The organism is Janthinobacterium sp. SUN128 (assembly GCF_030587275.1).
Taxonomy (GTDB): domain Bacteria; phylum Pseudomonadota; class Gammaproteobacteria; order Burkholderiales; family Burkholderiaceae_D; genus Janthinobacterium; species Janthinobacterium lividum.
On sequence record NZ_JAPWHY010000001.1, the window covers coordinates 782,614 to 799,328 of the forward strand.

At 64.2% G+C, this 16,715-nt stretch carries 13 protein-coding genes; 8 read left to right on the top strand and 5 right to left on the bottom strand.

Annotation, left to right across the window (positions count from 1 at the left end; all coding sequences use genetic code 11):
• Positions 1-4: 4 nt before the first annotated feature.
• Positions 5-2,239 carry a TonB-dependent siderophore receptor gene (locus O3297_RS03740; protein ID WP_175445024.1) on the bottom strand — a complete coding sequence of 745 codons (2,235 nt, stop codon included), beginning with the start codon at positions 2,237-2,239 and terminating at the stop codon, positions 5-7.
• Positions 2,240-2,576: 337 nt separating this feature from the next.
• Between O3297_RS03740 and O3297_RS03745 the strand changes: the two genes are divergently transcribed.
• Positions 2,577-3,446 (top strand): hypothetical protein, encoded by an 870-nt coding sequence (locus tag O3297_RS03745; protein WP_305047787.1) that lies wholly within the window; start codon positions 2,577-2,579, stop codon positions 3,444-3,446.
• Between the two features lie 3 nt (positions 3,447-3,449).
• On the opposite strand, the gene O3297_RS03750 is transcribed toward O3297_RS03745, so the two are convergent.
• The 4 genes from O3297_RS03750 to O3297_RS03765 all read right to left on the bottom strand — a co-directional run bounded on the left by O3297_RS03750 (position 3,450) and on the right by O3297_RS03765 (position 7,333).
• Positions 3,450-3,848, bottom strand: coding sequence for a bacteriohemerythrin (locus O3297_RS03750; RefSeq protein WP_034786005.1), 399 nt, complete (start codon positions 3,846-3,848; stop codon positions 3,450-3,452).
• Between the two features lie 299 nt (positions 3,849-4,147).
• Positions 4,148-4,303 (bottom strand): hypothetical protein, encoded by a 156-nt coding sequence (locus tag O3297_RS03755; protein ID WP_161789600.1) that lies wholly within the window; start codon positions 4,301-4,303, stop codon positions 4,148-4,150.
• Positions 4,304-4,465: 162 nt separating this feature from the next.
• A complete protein-coding gene (locus O3297_RS03760) occupies positions 4,466-4,651 on the bottom strand; it encodes a hypothetical protein (protein ID WP_099387374.1) in 186 nt (61 codons plus the stop codon).
• Positions 4,652-4,789: 138 nt separating this feature from the next.
• On the bottom strand, positions 4,790-7,333 hold the full coding sequence (locus O3297_RS03765) for a sulfite reductase flavoprotein subunit alpha (protein ID WP_305047788.1): 2,544 nt from the start codon (positions 7,331-7,333) through the stop codon (positions 4,790-4,792).
• Positions 7,334-7,594: 261 nt separating this feature from the next.
• On the opposite strand from O3297_RS03765, the gene O3297_RS03770 reads away from it, so the two are divergent.
• The 7 genes from O3297_RS03770 (at position 7,595) to O3297_RS03800 (ending at position 16,683) form a co-directional block, all read left to right on the top strand.
• Positions 7,595-8,107, top strand: coding sequence for a sigma-70 family RNA polymerase sigma factor (locus O3297_RS03770; RefSeq protein ID WP_370385422.1), 513 nt, complete (start codon positions 7,595-7,597; stop codon positions 8,105-8,107).
• A complete protein-coding gene (locus O3297_RS03775) occupies positions 8,094-9,116 on the top strand; it encodes a FecR domain-containing protein (RefSeq protein WP_305047789.1) in 1,023 nt (340 codons plus the stop codon). The genes O3297_RS03770 and O3297_RS03775 overlap by 14 nt, the downstream gene beginning before the upstream one ends.
• A gap of 83 nt (positions 9,117-9,199) precedes the next feature.
• On the top strand, positions 9,200-11,605 hold the full coding sequence (locus tag O3297_RS03780; protein WP_305047790.1) for a TonB-dependent siderophore receptor: 2,406 nt from the start codon (positions 9,200-9,202) through the stop codon (positions 11,603-11,605).
• Positions 11,606-11,710: 105 nt separating this feature from the next.
• Complete coding sequence (locus tag O3297_RS03785) at positions 11,711-14,047, top strand: TonB-dependent siderophore receptor (RefSeq protein WP_305047791.1); 2,337 nt, start codon at positions 11,711-11,713, stop codon at positions 14,045-14,047.
• Between the two features lie 133 nt (positions 14,048-14,180).
• Positions 14,181-14,678 carry a Fur family transcriptional regulator gene (locus O3297_RS03790; protein ID WP_151094498.1) on the top strand — a complete coding sequence of 166 codons (498 nt, stop codon included), beginning with the start codon at positions 14,181-14,183 and terminating at the stop codon, positions 14,676-14,678.
• Between the two features lie 117 nt (positions 14,679-14,795).
• Positions 14,796-15,896, top strand: a complete 1,101-nt coding sequence (locus O3297_RS03795; RefSeq protein WP_151094501.1) for a branched-chain amino acid aminotransferase — start codon at positions 14,796-14,798, stop codon at positions 15,894-15,896.
• 70 nt (positions 15,897-15,966) lie between these two features.
• Positions 15,967-16,683 carry a hypothetical protein gene (locus O3297_RS03800; protein WP_305047792.1) on the top strand — a complete coding sequence of 239 codons (717 nt, stop codon included), beginning with the start codon at positions 15,967-15,969 and terminating at the stop codon, positions 16,681-16,683.
• Positions 16,684-16,715: the final 32 nt, after the last annotated feature.

A 16,715-nucleotide genomic window follows, 5' to 3' on the forward strand; every position in this document is an offset into this window, starting at 1 on the left:
CCGCTTAAAACGCCGTGCGCACGGCCAGGCTGATGTTGCGCGGTTCGCCCCAGAACACGCCGTCGAAGAAGCCCACGTTGCGATAGTACTTTTTATCGAGCAAGTTATTCACGTTCAACTGCACGCTGGCATGCTTGCTGAGCGCATAGCTGGCCATGGCGTTGACCAGTGCATAGCCGGCCTGCGGGATATCCGTGATCGTGCCCGATGGCGGGCGGCCGTACCACGATTCACTGTAGGTGGCGCTTTGCGCCGTCATGCTGGCGCCCGCTTTCAGGCCAGCCAGGCTGCCGTCGAAGCGGTAGCTGGTGGCCAGGCGCAGCAAATGGCGCGGCTGCGTGGTGGCGGCGCGGCGGCCATCTGCCTCGGCCGCGTGCAGGTAGGTATAGCCGCCGCTCGCTTCCCAGGCGGGCGTGATCTGGCCGGAGACGTCGAATTCCACGCCCTTGGCCGTCACGCCGGCGCCATTGGCCACCATGGCCTGGCCGCCGTCGGGCAGCAAGAAGCCGGGCGGCACCGTGCGGTCGAGTTCCGCCAGGTTCTTTTTCTTCGTGTGGAACAGGGCGGCCGACGCATTCAGCTTGCCTTCATAGAACTCGCCCTTGATGCCCAGTTCCGCATTGTCGCCCGTTTCCGGCGCCAGGAACTGGTTGTTGCGGTCCTTGCTCGATTGCGGGTTGAACAGCTGCGTGAAGCTGGCGTAGGCCGAAAATTGCTTGTTGATGTCGAACACGGCGCCCACATACGGCGTGACTTCATTGCGCGTTTCCACGAAGTCGCTATTGTCCGTGTGCACGCCTCGCGTATCGTAGTTGCGCGTATCCGTGCGGTACGTGCTGCTGCGCGCGCCGATGATCAGGTGCAGCGGGTCGGCCAGGCTCAAACGCGTGGCCACATAGCCGCCCGCCAGGCGCGTCACGGTTTCCGTGTGCGAGCCGTCCGGATGGAACACGGGGCGGGGGATGTTGCCCGTCCAACTGCGGTAATCGGGGATGAAGTCCGGGTAATTGATTTCCGCTTCGCCGCCCAGCGAGCGCGAGCGCTGGTTGCCGCCGTTCCAGCCGACGATGGCCGTGTGCTTGCGTCCCAGCAAGGTGAAGGGACCGCTGGCGTACACATCGAAATTGTCGCTGTTCTTCTTGCCTGCGCCCCAGGCGCCCGTCCACAGGCGCATGCCTTCACCGGTAGCCGGGTCGGGATGGCCCGCGCCCGCATAGGCGACGGTGGTGCGGTTCGTGCTTTCCGTGCGCGCATAGCCCAGGTGCATATTCCAGTTACCGGGCAGGCGCTGGTCCAGCGATGTGAACAGCGTGTGCTGCTTGTTGGCCCAGGTGCTCCATGGCGTCGTGAAACTGGTGTTGCGCGGCAAATTGGCCAGGCTGCCATCTGCGTTCCAGTACGGCACGGCGCCCCAGGTGGCGCCCGTGGGCTTGTTGTCCTGGAAATCGACGCCGGCCGTCACCAGGGTGCCGGGGCGCACGTCCGCCTCGACGATGACCATGCCCACCGTCTTGCGTTCGTGATACATGTCCAGGTAGGAATCGCGTTTTTGCCAGGCCAGGGCTGTGCGCGCGCGCACGCTGCCCTCCGCGTTGAGTGGCGTGGAGAGGTCGGCCTCGACGCGCTGATCATCCCAGCGGCCCATGATCAGGCCGGCGCTGGCCTGGAATTCCTTCGTCGGCCGCTTGCGTATCATGTTGATGGTGGCCGACGGGTCGCCCGTGCCGCCCATCAGGCCGGTGGCGCCGCGCACGACCTCGATGCGGTCATACAGGATCGTGTCTTGCAATGGCGCATTGCCGCCGCGCGCCATGCCGTCGATCTGGATATTGTCGATGCCGAAGCCGCGCGCATAAAAGGTCGTGCGCTCCGTATCGTTCTGTCCCACCTGGATGCCCGTCGTCTGTGCCAGCGCCTGGTCCAGGCGCACGGCGCCCAGGTCGTCGAGCAGCTGGCGCGTGATGACGCTGACCGATTGCGGCGTTTCGCGCAAGGACAGGTCCATGCGCGTGGCGCTGCGCGCTTCGCCCGCCGTGTATGACTGCGTGCCTTCCGTGGTAGCCGTCGACTGGCCCAGCACGGTGACGGCTGGCATGGTGACGTCGGCCGCAGCGGCGTCGGCAGCCTGTGCCGGCAGGACCACGCCGGCGGCAAGGCTCAGCAGGGCGATGTGCAGCAGGCGGGGGAGGGGGCGCAAGGCGGGCTGGTGCGAAGAAGAAAATACGGTAGTCGATTGCATCATTGTCCTGGAATATTGTAGTCGTGTGTTTTCCTATCTCGTCTGGCGAGGTGCACAGTAGCTGGGGGGATGGCGTGATGCTGGCCCGTGGTCTGGCTTGGATAGCAGTTCCACCGCAAGGCCCGGCGCAGTCGGGCAGTGGAAAAGAAGGGCGCGCGATTCCCGTCACTTTCGTGAATAAGAATCATTATCAATATAGGCGATATTTGCCAAATAATCAAGCGTGCGCACCAAAAGAGTGCAGACAGGAGTGCAGGCAGACCCGGGGCGGCGCATCGGCGGGCCTTCTGCGATAATGCAGGCGCTGATAAAATATTTTCCTCATTGAAAGAAATGCATGCGTACATGGATCGCTTGTGCCGGATGGTTGTGTGTCGTGTCGCTGGGCCAGGCCCAGGAACACGCGCCGCCGCCGGCTGTTCCCGCGCCGCTGCAGAGCGCCAGCGTGCCCGCCGCCGTATCGCCACCCCTTGCGCCTGCCACGCCTGCCATACCCGCCGCGGCACCGGTATCGGCACCGGCGCCAGCGGCGAGCGCAGACGATGCCTTGCCACCGCAAATGGTGACGATCACGGCCAGCAGCGACGCCAAGGCGCCGCGCATCCGTTTCACGGCTTACCGCGAAAGTTATCTGACTGCCAGGAAAGTGTGGCAAGTGTCGAGCGGCAGCGTGGTCATGGCCCTGCGCCTGATTCCGGCCAAGCTGAGCGCCACCATCGACGACGTGCGCGTAGCCTTGCAAGGCAATGGCGCGCCTGTGCCGATCAAGGTCTCCAGCGGCGGGGTGTTTGTCGTGCCGCTCAACGATGACATCGCCGCGCAGGACGGCACTTTCCTGGTGAACAAGGGCAGGGGGGAGCTGACGGCGAATATCGTCCTCCAGCCGTCTGTGGCGCGCGATGCCTGGAACGTCACGCGCGTGGGACAGGTCTTGCAGGACGCCAGGCGCGCCGTGCGGGCCATCACGCCATGGTACAAGCGGCCGTTCGCCAGCGACGTGCAATCGCTGGCGTTTTGCGCGGCCGAGCGGGGCAGTGCCTTGCAGTTGATGGATGGCGAGCAACTGATCGCCACCTTGCCCATGAACGAGTCGGCCGTGAACGACATCAACCAACCCGTGTTTTGCAAGATTTTCGACGGCGAAGACAAATACCCGGGACACTACCGCGTCGTCATGCCCGAGCAAGCCACGGTGCTGCTGCTGTAGAGGTCAGTTTGGCTGGCGCTGCACCATTTCCAGCGCCGCCGCCAGGGCCAGATCCATCGTGGCCTGGTGGAAGATCAGCCATTGCGGCAAGAGCGACAGCGCATGGCGGCCCTGTTCCAGGTCGCCTTCATCGACGGCGGCCCAGGCATGGTGCAAGCCGCTGAGCACGCGCGCATGCTGTTCGCGGTGGTTGGCCAGCGAAGGAAAGGCGATCTGCTCCATCAAATCCTCTTCCTCGCGGAAGTCGCGTTCGACGGCCGCGATCAGTTCGCGAAACGCCACGCTGAAATGCTGGTCGCCCAACTGCTGCAGCCGCGCCAGCTCCTGAAACAGCGCCTCATGCGCCTCGTCGATGACGGGAACCCCCAGCGCCATCTCATCCTTCCAATGCGATTTACCCATGCCGATACTCCAGGTTAAGTCCGTCACGGTGCGAAGCGGACTGTTCCAGTTTGGGCGCAGCAAAGGTGGAAATCCATGATCTGGATCAAAAGTACGGCGAAGAGGGGGAGCAAATCAAGGCAAAAATAAATGGGAGGAGAGAACAAATCCCCACCCGCAAAACAAAGCGGTTTCAACGATGCAATCCACTACCGAGCGCCGCTGAAAAACGCCGCTGGCAAGGCGTCTTTGACGCAGACAGTACGCGAGTACGGCAAGTCAAAGCAACGCAGTCAGCGGTGTTTTCTCAGCCGCGCGTATTATTGCTTAGGCCAGTGGGCCCACATGCCTTGCGCATCGACATTCGGCACCTGCAATTGCTGCCCGGCGGACGTTTGCATCGTATCCCTCAGCACGAGGGGCACGAGCATCAAGGCCGACAGGGCAAGGCAGGCCAGCACTTTGAGCGTCAACATGGTCGTCTCCTGATGAGCCGGTGGCGGCGCGGGGGTGCGGCGCCTGCCGGTCACTTCAATCGCGTACGCATATCTTTATTCCATGCTTGCAGTTTAGCCCACCTGGTCGTAACTTCAACTTATTGCTGTGATGCACTGCACCAGTTCGCCTGCTGCCAGGGGCTATTTCGCCTTGCGCCCGCGTCGTGGCTTGCCTGCCGGGGGCAGGAAGGAATCGAACCACACTTGCGTCAATTGCCGCGTATTTTTCGCCGCTTCGCGCTTGACGGCGGCCGTGGCGTGGCCGCGCGCCGTGTTGGCGATGCGGTTGGCGGCGCTCAGGTACATGCTCATCCAGGGGTTTTTCATGGCTAGCCTCGCAGACTGTGGGTGGGGCGGCGCGGATATGTCTCCATGCCGCCATGCCGCTACTGTAGTCCGATGGCAGGCGCTGACTGTGCGCCTGCCCACATAGCCGGGCGGCGCCGGGGGGCGGGCTGATGTAGATCAATACACGTCGCGGCGGTAGCGTCCGGCCGCCAGCAGGGCATCGAGTCCCTCCTGGCCCAGTACTTCTTGCAGTACAGCATCGATTCCTGTCGCCATGCCTTGCAGGCTGCCGCACACGTAGACGATGGCCCCTTGCGCCAGCCAGTCGCGCAATTCGCCGGCGCTGGCGCGCAGGCGGTCCTGCACGTATTGCCGTGTTTCACCATCGCGCGAAAAGACGCGGTCCAGGCGCGCCAGGTGGCCAGCGTCCAGCCAGCCTTGCAACTCTGCGCCGCAAATACTGTCAAAAGCTTGCTGGCGCTCACCGAACAGCAGCCAGTTGCGGGCCAGTCCCGCCCGCTGGCGCGCGCGCAAATGCGCACGCAAGCCGGCCAGGCCGGAACCGTTGCCGATGTAAATGCAGGGTACGTCGACCAGGGCGGGCGCGAAGGCGGGATTGGCTTGCAGGCGCAGGCGGATGCTGGTGTCCAGCGGGGCGAAGCGCGTGAGCCAGCCGGAACAGACGCCATAGCCCTGGTTGTCATCGCCCGCATGGCGCTCCTGACGCACGAGCAATTGCAGTTCGCCATCGGATGGCAGCGAAGCGAGCGAATAGCTGCGCGGCGCGTGATGGGCACTGCCGGCCTCGCCATCGCTGCCGTCCGCATTGCATGGGATGATTTCCGCCAGCGCACCCGCGTCCCAGGTGGCATCGGCCGGACCCGTCAAGGTGATTTCATGCAGTTCGCCGCCCAGGCTGCCCGGGTTGAGCAGCACGCGGCGCGCCAGGCGCCACTCGGCATATGACGCTTCTTCCTGCACGCCGATGGCGTCGATGGCGCTGCCGCTGCAGCGGGCCAGCGCTGTGGACCAGTCGGCCAGGGCGGCGGGGTCGTGCTTGTCCACTTCGATCAGCGGGAACAGGGGCGTGGCGCCCAGCGCCTGCAATTGTTGCGCCAGCGCATGGCCAAAACCGCAGAAGGCGCTGTAATGGCGGTCGCCCAGGGCCAGCATGCCGAATTCCAGGCCCGCCAGCGGCGTGCCGGAGGTAGCTTGCAGCAGGCGCGCGAAGCGGCGCGTGCCATCCGGCGCCTCGCCTTCGCCAAAGGTGCTGGCGACGATCAGGGCCCGTTCGTACTGGCGCAATTGCGCGGGATCAAACTGGTCCAGCGATTGCACGTCGACGGCCACGCCCGCCTGCTGCAGGGCGCGCGCGCTTTCCAGGGCCAGGCGCTCGGCCTGTCCCGACTGGCTGGCATAGGCTACGAGAGTGGGCAAGTCCGTGTTCGCCTGGCCCGGCGCGCCGGCGCCCAGCATGGCGCGCTGCGCCCGCACGGCGCGTTTCGCCTTGCGGCGGCCCAGGTACAGCATCCAGCCCGTGATGGCGAACAGGGGCAGGCCCAGGCTGGCCAGGGTGACGATGATGCGGCCCGGCAAGCCAAAATACGTGCCCATGTGCAGCGGATAAATGATGTTGACGAGGCGCGAACCCAGCGCCTGCTGGCTGTACGGTTCGTTTTCCGTCACCGTGCCGTCGGCCGGCAGGATGCTCATGCGGCTGCGCGCCCGCTCATGCGGCGCATCGCTGGCCAGCCACGTGAATTGCACGGCTTCGCCGGCGCGTGTCGGCAGGCGCACGCTGGCCAGGGTCCAGCCGGGGGCGTGCTGCTGGAAGCTGCTCCAGGCCGGTCCGATGTCGACGGCCGGTATTTCCTTTTTCTCCTTGGACTGGCCTTTCTTGCCGGGCGCCTGGGCCTGTGCCATCCTTGGCGGCTTGCCGGCCCAGGCGTCGATATTGTCGCGCACCACGTCATAGCTCCAGTAAATGCCCGTCAGGGTCAGCGCTACATAGACCACCAGGCACCAGGTACCGGCCACGGCGTGCAGGTTCCACAGGAAGGAGCGGCCTTTCAGGGCAGGGTCGAAGGTCAGCCAGGTGCGCCAGTCCAGCGGACGGCGGGGCCAGCGCAGATACAGGCCGGACAGGGCCAGGCCCAGCAGGCACAGGGCCAGCGCGCCCGCTACTTGCCGGCCCGGATCACGGGGCAGCAGCAGCCAGCGGTGCAGCGATTCCGTCCACTCGAAAAAGCCCGCCCCCGTCAGCGCCGGCTGGGTCGCTCCCGTGTACGGGTGGACATAAATGGATTCGCCGCGCCGCTGGCCATTCTTCGGCGCGAAGAACAGGCGTGGCGCCGCGCCCGCCTCCGCATACATGGTGATGGAGGCGACGCGCTGGCCGTGTTCGGCAGCGGCAATGTTGCCCAGCTGGCCAGGCGTCAGCGGCGCGCGTGTTTCCACGGCGACATGGCGCACGCCGGGGTTCATGAGGTCCAGCAATTCATCCTTGAAGGCCAGGGTTGCGCCGCTCAGGCCTATGATCACCAGCACCGTGCCGGCCGTGATGCCGATAAACCAGTGCAATTGAAACCACACCTGCTTCCAGCTCCAGTGCCAGCGCTGCGGTTGCAGGGTGGCGGCAGGCTGGCGCTGCTGTTGGCGGGTCTCCGGCGCCTCGTCGACGCTGGTGCGCAGCTGGGGTTGTGGCAGGGAGGAGGTGGTCATGGCGGCTTTCGATAGCGCCGCCATGCAGGGCGTCAGACATGGCGGGGAAGAAGGAAGGCTGACATATTAACGCAAACGAGAATCATTCGCAAATGATGGCGCACTGGCACTGTTGCGCAAAATTCCCGCGCCAGACCGGGATGATGCTTTTGATAATTTACATCGTCGTGAAATTGTGTGAAAATGAAAATCATTCTCATTCGTGATGCAGTGCTGACCCACTTGACCGGCAAGTATGGCAGCCCCTTTGTTTGTTTGCCCGTGTCCACCATTTCTCCCTCCCTCGATACTTTTAGCGACCTGTACGCTAGCCACCATGGCTGGCTGTATAACTGGCTGTGGCGCAAGCTCGGTTGCCGCGACGGTGCGGCCGACCTGGCGCAGGACACCTTCGTGCGCATGCTGGCGACGCAGTCGGCGGACAGCCTGCGCGAACCGCGCGCCTACCTGAGCACGGTGGCCAATGGATTGCTGGTCAATCACTGGCGTCGCCTGACCCTGGAGCGCACGTTTCTGGCGGCCCTGGCCGGCCGTCCCGAGCTGACGGCGCCGTCGCCCGAAGAGCGGGCCCTCGTGGTCGAAGCCCTGTGCCGCATCGACGCCATGCTCGATACCTTGTCGCCGCGCGCACGCCAGGCTTTCCTGCTGGCGCAGCTCGACGGCCTGACGTATGCGCAGATCGCCGGCCAGCTGGACGTATCCGAACGCATGGTGAAAAAATACATGGCGCAAGCCATGCTGCAATGCATGCTGTGCATGGATGATGCCGCCTAAGCCAGGCGCCGCCATGCCGCCGGCCGACTACGCCATCTTGCAGGAAGCGGCCGAATGGTTCGCCGTGCTGCGTGGCGAAGACGCCGATCCGGCCGACCAGCAAGCCTGGGAGCGCTGGCATGCCAGCTCTCCTGCCCACCGCGCCGCCTGGCGCCGGGTGGAAGCCGTCAGCGCCGAATTTCGCCAGCTGCCCGGCGAACCGGCGCGCCAGGCGCTCGACGCTGCTGGGCCGCGCCAGAGCGACGCCGCGCGCCGCAGCCTGGTCAAGGGCTTGCTGGCACTGTGCCTGACGGCCGGCACGGGTGGCGCCGCGCTGCTGCGGCGCGATACGCGCAGCTGGGTCGCCAGCCTGCACGCGGGCGAAAAAACGCCGGTCGGCGCTATCCGCCAGCTGGCGCTGGCCGACGGTTCGCAACTGTGGCTGAACACGGCAACGTCCCTCGACATCGATTACAGCGACACGCTGCGCCGCATCGCCCTGCATGGCGGCGAAATCTATCTCGCCTCCGCGCGCGACAGCCGCCAGCCGGCGCGCGCGCTCGTGGTCGACACCGTGCACGGCCGCCTGCGCGCGCTGGGCACGCGTTTCAGCGTGCAGCCGCAAGGCGATGCCACTTTGCTGGCCGTCTACGAGGGCAGTGTCGAGGTGGCGCCCCGCGATGGCGGCGTGCCGCGCATCGTGCCGGCCGGTCAGCAAGTGCGCTTTGGCGACGGTTTTATCGGCGAGCCATACGCCGCCGACCCGAACGGGGCCGCCTGGATCGAGTACCGCCTGCAACCGGAGCAGATGCGGCTCGATGATTTCCTCGCGCAACTGTCGCGCTACCGGCGCGGCCACCTGGGCTGCGCGCCCGACGTGGCCCACCTGCGTCTGGTGGGCAGCTATCCGCTGGCCGACACGGACCGCATCCTGGCGGCGCTGGAAGCGACCTTGCCCGTCAGGATCAACCGCGTGCATGACTGGTGGGTCACGGTGGAAGCCCAGTTGCCCAGTCAAAACAGTAAATAAGAATATTTCTCAAAACTGGTTCCCTTTTTGAAAAGTTGTTTGGCAAGGTAGAAGTAACTTGCTCAACATCAATAAGGAATGCCGTGCCGTCGTACCCCATCTCCCTGCCGTTTGCCCGCCGTCTGCTGCCGCTGTCCCTGGCCGCGGCGCTGCTGGCCGTGCCTGCCATGCATGCCATGGCAGCGGCGGCGGAAGAGACCGTGCACAGCTTCCGCATCGCCGCCGCGCCCTTGGGCCAGGCCCTGCGCCAATTTGCGGGCCAGGCGGGAATCTTGCTATCGGCCGAAGGCGGCTTGACGCAGGGCAAACGCAGCGCCGGCTTGAACGCCACCGTGGCCACGGGCCAGGGCTTGCAGCAATTGCTGGCAGGCACGGGCCTCGTGGCCGTGCAGTTGCCGGACGGAAGTTACATCGTGCGCCTGGCGCCCACGCCCCTGCGCGCCGACCTGGACGGGGAGGGCGCCGGTTTGCAAGTGCTGGCGCCCGTCACCGTGCAGGGCAGCGGCGACGATGGCTACCGCCGCGCCAGTTCTTCCGCCGCCAGCCGCAACGATACGGCCCTGCATGACACGCCGCAGGCCGTCAGCGTGGTGAGCCGCGAATTGATACGTGACCAGGACATGCGCACCCTGGCCGATGCCATGCGCTACATGCCGGGCGTGGGCATGGCCGCAGGCGAGGGCAACCGAGATACGGCCGTGATGCGCGGCAACAGCTCGACCTCGGATTTCTATCTGGACGGCATGCGCGATGACGTGCAGTACTACCGCGATTTCTACAATATCGAAGCGGTCGAGGCCATCAAGGGGCCGAACGCCCTGGTCTTCGGCCGCGGCGGCGGCGGTGGCATCATCAACCGGGCCACCAAGCAGCCGCAATGGACGAACGACGGTGAAGCGAGCGTGAGCCTGGGCGCCTGGCGCAACCGGCGCGCCGCGCTCGATGTGCAACAGGTCTTCGGCGGCGATGTCGCCGTGCGCGTCAATGCCATGGCGGAAAACAGCGATTCTTTTCGCCAGGGCGTCAAGGTGCGCCGCAGCGCCATCAATCCCGTGCTGGCCTGGCGCCTGTCGCCGCGCACCACCGTGGTGGCCAGCTATGAACATTTTCGCGACGACCGCGTGACGGACCGGGGCCTGCCTTCTTACCAGGGGCGGCCGTTCGACACGGACCCGTCCACGTTTTTCGGCATCGCCGGCAGCAGCCCGTCGTGGGCGTATATCGATGCGCTGGGCGTGACCTTCGAACATGATCTGGGTGGTGGCGCAAGCCTGCGCAACCGCACGCGCCTGGCCGATTACGACAAGCTGTACCAGAACGCCTTTCCCGGCCCCGTCAGCGCCGATGGCGGGAGCGTGACCGTGCTGGCGTACAACAGCGCCACCAGGCGACGCAACCTGTTCAACCAGACGGACGTCGAGTGGACGGTGGCGGCCGGGACCGTGCGGCACCGGCTGACGGCGGGCGGGGAACTGGGCCGCCAGACGACGGACAATCTGCGCAACACCGGCTATTTCACGACTCTGGGCGACAACGTCACCCACATCAGCCTGCCTACATCGCATCCCGTGACGGACTTGCCCGTCACTTTCCGCCCCAGCGCTACGGATGCGGACAACCATGGCGTGGCCGATACGGCCGCGCTGTATCTGCAGGACCAGCTGCGTTTCAGTGCCCGCTGGCAGGCGATTGCTGGCCTGCGCTACGAGCGCTTTGCCGTCGATTTCGTCAACAAGCGTACTGGCGCGCGCATCGCCCGCACGGATGCGCCGTGGTCGCCGCGCGCCGCCCTCATTTACCAACCCGTGCCCGCGCTGTCGCTGTATGCCAGCGTCAGCCAATCGTTCCTGCCGCGCGCGGGTGAGCAGCTGGCATCGTTGACGCCCAGCAATGCCGTCTTCGAACCGGAGCGTTTCCGCAACGTGGAGCTGGGCGTTAAATGGGAGGTGACGCCGCTACTCTCCGCCAGCGCGGCCGTGTACCGCCTGGAACGCAGCAATGTGGCCGTTACCGACCCCGCCGATACGACGCGGGCGATGCTGGTCGACGGCCAGCGCAGCGAGGGCCTGGAACTGGACGTGAATGGCAAGGTCCAAGCTGGCTGGAGCATCGCCGGCGGCTATGCGTGGCAGCGCGCCGTGCTGACGGCCACGCAGGCGACGACGGCCGTGGAGGGCGCCACGGTGGCGCATGTGCCCAGGCACAGCCTGTCGCTGTGGAACCGCTACGATTTTTCGCCTGCCTGGGGCGCCGGCCTGGGCGTGATCGCCCGCAGCGCCGTGTACGCCTCGGTGTCGAATACGGTGGTATTGCCCGGCTTTACCCGTGTCGATGGCGCCGTCTACTTCAAGCCGCAGGGAAATTTTCAGCTGCAGCTGAATGTGGAAAACCTGTTCAACAGAAAATATTTTGCCTCCGCTCACAGCAACGACAACATCGCGCCCGGTTCGCCCCGGGCCTTGCGCATGACGGCGCTGTGGCGGTTCTAGTTTTGTAGGCGCCAGGTTTGCAGTACCCAAGCAATCAACGAGCCAGCCAACTGCCGGGGGCAGTAGCCAGCCAATTTATTCCATCCGATACATTGAAAGATAGTGATGACATCGAAAGACAAAGCGGGCGTTACCATCCGCAGCCGCAAGCACCACACCACTTCCACGCCGCGCATGCATGGCACGGCCCTGGCCGCGTTTGCCACCCTGGCCATGCCGCTGGCGCTGCACGCGCAAACGACGGACAAGCCGCAGCAGTTGCAGGAAGTCAAGGTCGTGGGCACGGCGGACCGCCTGATCCAGGCGCCCGTCAAATCGGCCAACGACAAGCTGACGGCGCCGCTGCTGGACACGCCGAAATCCGTCACCGTGATTCCTGCCGAAATCATTTCGCAAACGGGCGCCGTCTCGCTGACGGATGCGCTGCGTACCGTGCCGGGCATCACCATCGGCGCCGGCGAAGGCGGCAACCCCGTGGGCGACAACCTGTTTATCCGCGGCTACAACGCGCAAACGGATACGTATATCGATGGCATCCGCGACACGGGTTCGCAATCGCGTGAAATCTTTGCGCTGGAACAAATCGAAGTCGTCAAAGGCCCGAACTCGGCCTACGGTGGACGCTCGTCCGCAGGCGGCGGCGTCAACCTGATCAGCAAGACGCCGAAGGCGGAAGACTTCACCAACGCCACCGTTGGCCTGGGCAGCGCCAAGTACCGCCGCGCCACGGCGGACGTGAACCGCGTCATCAGCGACGATGTGGCCGTGCGTCTGAACGTGATGGCGCACGACGCCCACGTTGCCGGCCGCGACTTCATCAATGGCGACCGCTGGGGCATCGCGCCATCGATCACCTTCGGCCTGAAATCGGCCACGCAGGCGACCCTCAGCTACTACCACATGCAGTCGAGCGAATTGCCCGATACCGGCTTGCCGTTCAACAACCCGTTCTCGTCGGGCGCCAATGTGTCGAAAAACGGCAATGGCACGCCCGTCAACGTGCCGCGCGACACCTTCTATGGCCTGGTGAACCGCGATTTCCGCGACACGCAGAGCGATATCGGCACCATCGACGTGCGCCACGACTTCGGCAATAAATTGATTTTGCGCAACGTGACCCGTTACGGCAAGACCAGCAACGACTACGTGTGGACCCAGCCCGACGACTCCAAGGGCAACACCATGCTGTACGGCACCGTCTGGCGTCGCGCCAACACGCGCACCACCGATACGGACGCGCTGGCCAATGCGACCAGCCTGGGCGGCGAATTCCTGGCCGGCGGCGTGAAGCACACCTACACCGTGGGCCTGGAAGTCGGCCGCGAGGAAACGGATCGCAGCTCGTATCTGTTCAGCCCGGGGACGAACAACCCGCTGGAAAAAGTCGGTTCCAGCTGCCCGACCTATGGCGCGGCCACCCTGTACAACTGCGCCCCCTTGCTCAACCCGAACGCCAACGACCCATGGGTCTACACGCGCACGGTGTCGCCGGCACGCACGAACATCGTCACCAACACGCGTTCCGTGTACGGTTTCGACACCATCGAGTTCACGCCGCAATGGCTGTTGAACGTGGGCATCCGCTGGGATGACTACAAGAGTTCGCTGAACACGCCGCAATACACGCTCGACGGCAAGACCACCGCCGCCACCAGCGCCAATGTGCACGCCACCTTCGCCAGCTACCAGGCGGGCCTGGTGTACAAGCCATCGACCAACAGCAGCGTATATGTTTCCTACGGCACCTCGTCCACGCCACCGGGCAATGATGGCGGCGACGGCATCGACGGCTTGACGGTCGCCATCCAGAACCTGAAGCCGCAAGAAAGCAAGAGCTTCGAGCTGGGCACGAAATGGGAAGTGCTGCCGGGCGGCCGCCTGTCCGTGAGCGGCGCCTATTTCCAGAGCGACATGAGCAATGCGCGCGTGACGGCACCGGACGGCACCACGCAAAACGTGGGCGACAAGCAAGTCAAGGGTATCGAGCTGGGCGTGAGCGGCAATATCACCAAGGAATGGTCGGTCTTCGGCGGCTACACGCACCTGAACGCCATCGTGGAAAACAATGGCTATGTCACGAATGGCGTGATCAATGGCGTGACGCAATACGCGCCGTCGCCGTACAACGGCAACCAGTTCCCCACCACGCCGAAAAACAGCGCCTCGCTGTGGACGTCCTACCTGGTCACGCCCGCCATCACGGTGGGTGGCGGCGTGAACTACGTCGATAAAGTCTATGCGAACGTGGCCAACAACAAGTTTGCCCCGGCTTACACGCGCTTCGACGCCATGGCCAGCTATGTGGTCAACCGCAATGTGACCCTGCAGCTGAACATCCAGAACCTGACGAACAAGCTGTACTTCGACAAGGTTTCCTCGCCGCACTATGCTGGCGTGGCCCCTGGCCGTTCCGCAACCGTGACGGCCAACATCAAGTTCTGATGTTCGCCGGTTTGAGGTAGCGCAAGGCGCCGCACCCGGCAGATTGGGGCGGCGCTTTTTTCATTTCCCGGTTCCCTTTTGACGTTCTCGCTTGGCAAGGTAGGGAGAGCAGAACGCACAAGCGGAGAATCCCATGCAAGACATTCAATACCAGGGCGATGGCCGCGTGTTCGAGCGTTTGCGCGCCGTGCGCCTGCGCCCGACCAGCGCGCGCATCTGCATCTTGCAAGTGCTGGCTGGAACGCAGCGGCAAGCGATGAATGCGGAAAGCATTTATCAGCAACTGCTGCATATCGGCATTGCCGTCAGCCTGGGCACGATTTACCGCGTGCTCAAGGAAATGGAGCTGGCCGGCTTGCTGCTGCGCGAGCGCGAAGCTAGCGCCAGCGGCAACAAGGCGCGCTACCTGATCAAGCCGGACCAGGTGGAGACGGACAGTTGCTACCTCGTGTGCAGGGTCTGCGAACGCAGCGTGCTGGTGCAGGATGCGCCGCTGGTGGAGCAGCTGCGCCAGACGGCGGTGGCGCACGGCATGGACATCGGCGCCAACGTGATTTCCGTGCAGATGCGCTGCAGCCAGTGCGCTGAAGAAGCGCAGGCAGGGCGGGGCAAGCCCTTGCGGGCCGCCTGACGGCGCCGCCTTTTGATGCGGCGCAACATTGCGGCAAGGCCATCCGCCGCCTCGCAGCGCGCATTAGGCGCTACAATAGGGAATCTCTTTATTCTCCCTGACTCGTCTTCTGCTGCCATGACCACTTCCACACCGAATCTCGTCGTCACCCCATCCGCCCACCCCTTGTCCGACGCCGAACGCGTCGCGCGCATGGTCAATCCTGCTTTCGGCCGCATCTTCACCGACCACATGGTGGTGATTCCTTACCGCGACGGCAAGTGGCAGCAGGGCGAACTGAAAGCCTACGGCCCTTTGACGCTGGACCCGTCCGCTTCGTCCCTGCATTACGGCCAGGCCATCTTCGAAGGCTATAAAGCGTTTGCCCAGCCGGACGGCAGCATCAAGACCTTCCGTCCGGAACAGAATGCCGAGCGCTTCAACCGCAGCGCCGCGCGCCTGGCCATGCCGGCCATTCCTGTCGAGCTGTTCCTGGAAGCGGGCGACGCGCTCATCTCGCAAGACCGCAACTGGGTGCCGAAAAATACGGGCGAGAGCCTGTACATGCGTCCGCTGATGATCGCCACCGACCCGTACCTGGGCGTGCGTCCATCGGAAGAATACCTGTTCGTGCTGTTCGCCTCGCCAGCCGGCGCCTACTTCCCGAAAGGCGTGAAGCCCGTCACCGTGTGGATCAGCGAAGACTTCGTGCGCGCCGCGCCGGGCGGCACCGGTGAAGCCAAATGCGCCGGTAACTATGCGGCCAGCCTGATGGCCCAGTCGCAAGCGCAAGAGAAGGGTTGCGACCAGGTCGTGTGGCTGGACGCCGTGCACCGCGAATTCATCGAAGAAATGGGCGGCATGAATTTGTTCTTCGTCTACAAGGATGGCGAGAAAGTCACCGTCGTGACGCCGGAATTGACGGGCACCTTGTTGCCTGGCATCACCCGCCGCAGCCTGCTGGAAATGGCGAAAGACCTCGGCTATGCGACGGAAGAGCGTAAATTGTCCGTCCAGCAATGGCGCGACGACATCGCCTCGGGCCGCATGACCGAAGTGTTCGCCTGCGGCACGGCCGCCGTCATCACGCCCGTGGGCGTGGCCAAGGCCAATGGCTTTGAAATGACCATCAACAACAATGAAAATGGTGCCGTTACCCTGGCCCTGCGCGAAGCGTTGCTGGGACTGCAGCATGGCACGGCGGCTGATACGCACGGCTGGATGCATAAAGTTTGCTAAGTTGATGGTGTAATTTCAATACCGCGCCGGCACTCAGTTGCCGGCGTTTTTATATCTTGAAGGAAGCTCGATGAAAATCCGCTCTGTCTTGCCCGCGCTGGCCGCCGTGTTCCTCAGCCTGTCTGCCGGCGCCGTCCACGCGGCCGACGCCAGCTGCGCCATTCCCCGCAACGTCAGCTACTACGATTACGACGTCAAGCCGTCGGACGAGAAAAACACGTGCTACAAACAAAGCACGAACGTACCCACCGATTACTTCATGCTGGCGCTGTCGTGGTCGCCAGGCTTTTGCGACAGCCAGCGCCGCCGTGGCGCAGTGTCGAAGAAGTCTGCCTTCCAGTGCGCCGAGAGCAACCAGTTCGGCTGGATCGTGCATGGCTTGTGGGCGCAGTCGGCCAATCCGGCCAGCTGCGACGACATTTCCGTGACGCCGCCGCGCAAGACGGAACTGCATCCGCGTTACTGCAAGGGCAACTTGCCGAAACTGGCGCCGTCCGACATCCTGCCCTACATGTGCATGCAGCCGGGCGAAGCCTTGCTGCAGGGTGAATGGGAAAAGCATGGTGCCTGCGATTTCGATACGGCCAAGGAATATTTCGAAAAGGAACGCGAACTGTTCCAGGCCTTGAAGTTGCCGGATTCCACCATGCCAAAGAACGAGCTGTTCCAGTGGATGAAGCAGCATAACCCGCAACTGAAGGGTCGCTGGCTCGGCTATGAAAAGCACTCGGGCGAGTTGCGCATCTGCTATTCGAAAGACTTCAAGGTCATCGACTGCCAGAAGTAGGCTGGCCTGTCCTGCAGGTTTCTTACATACAT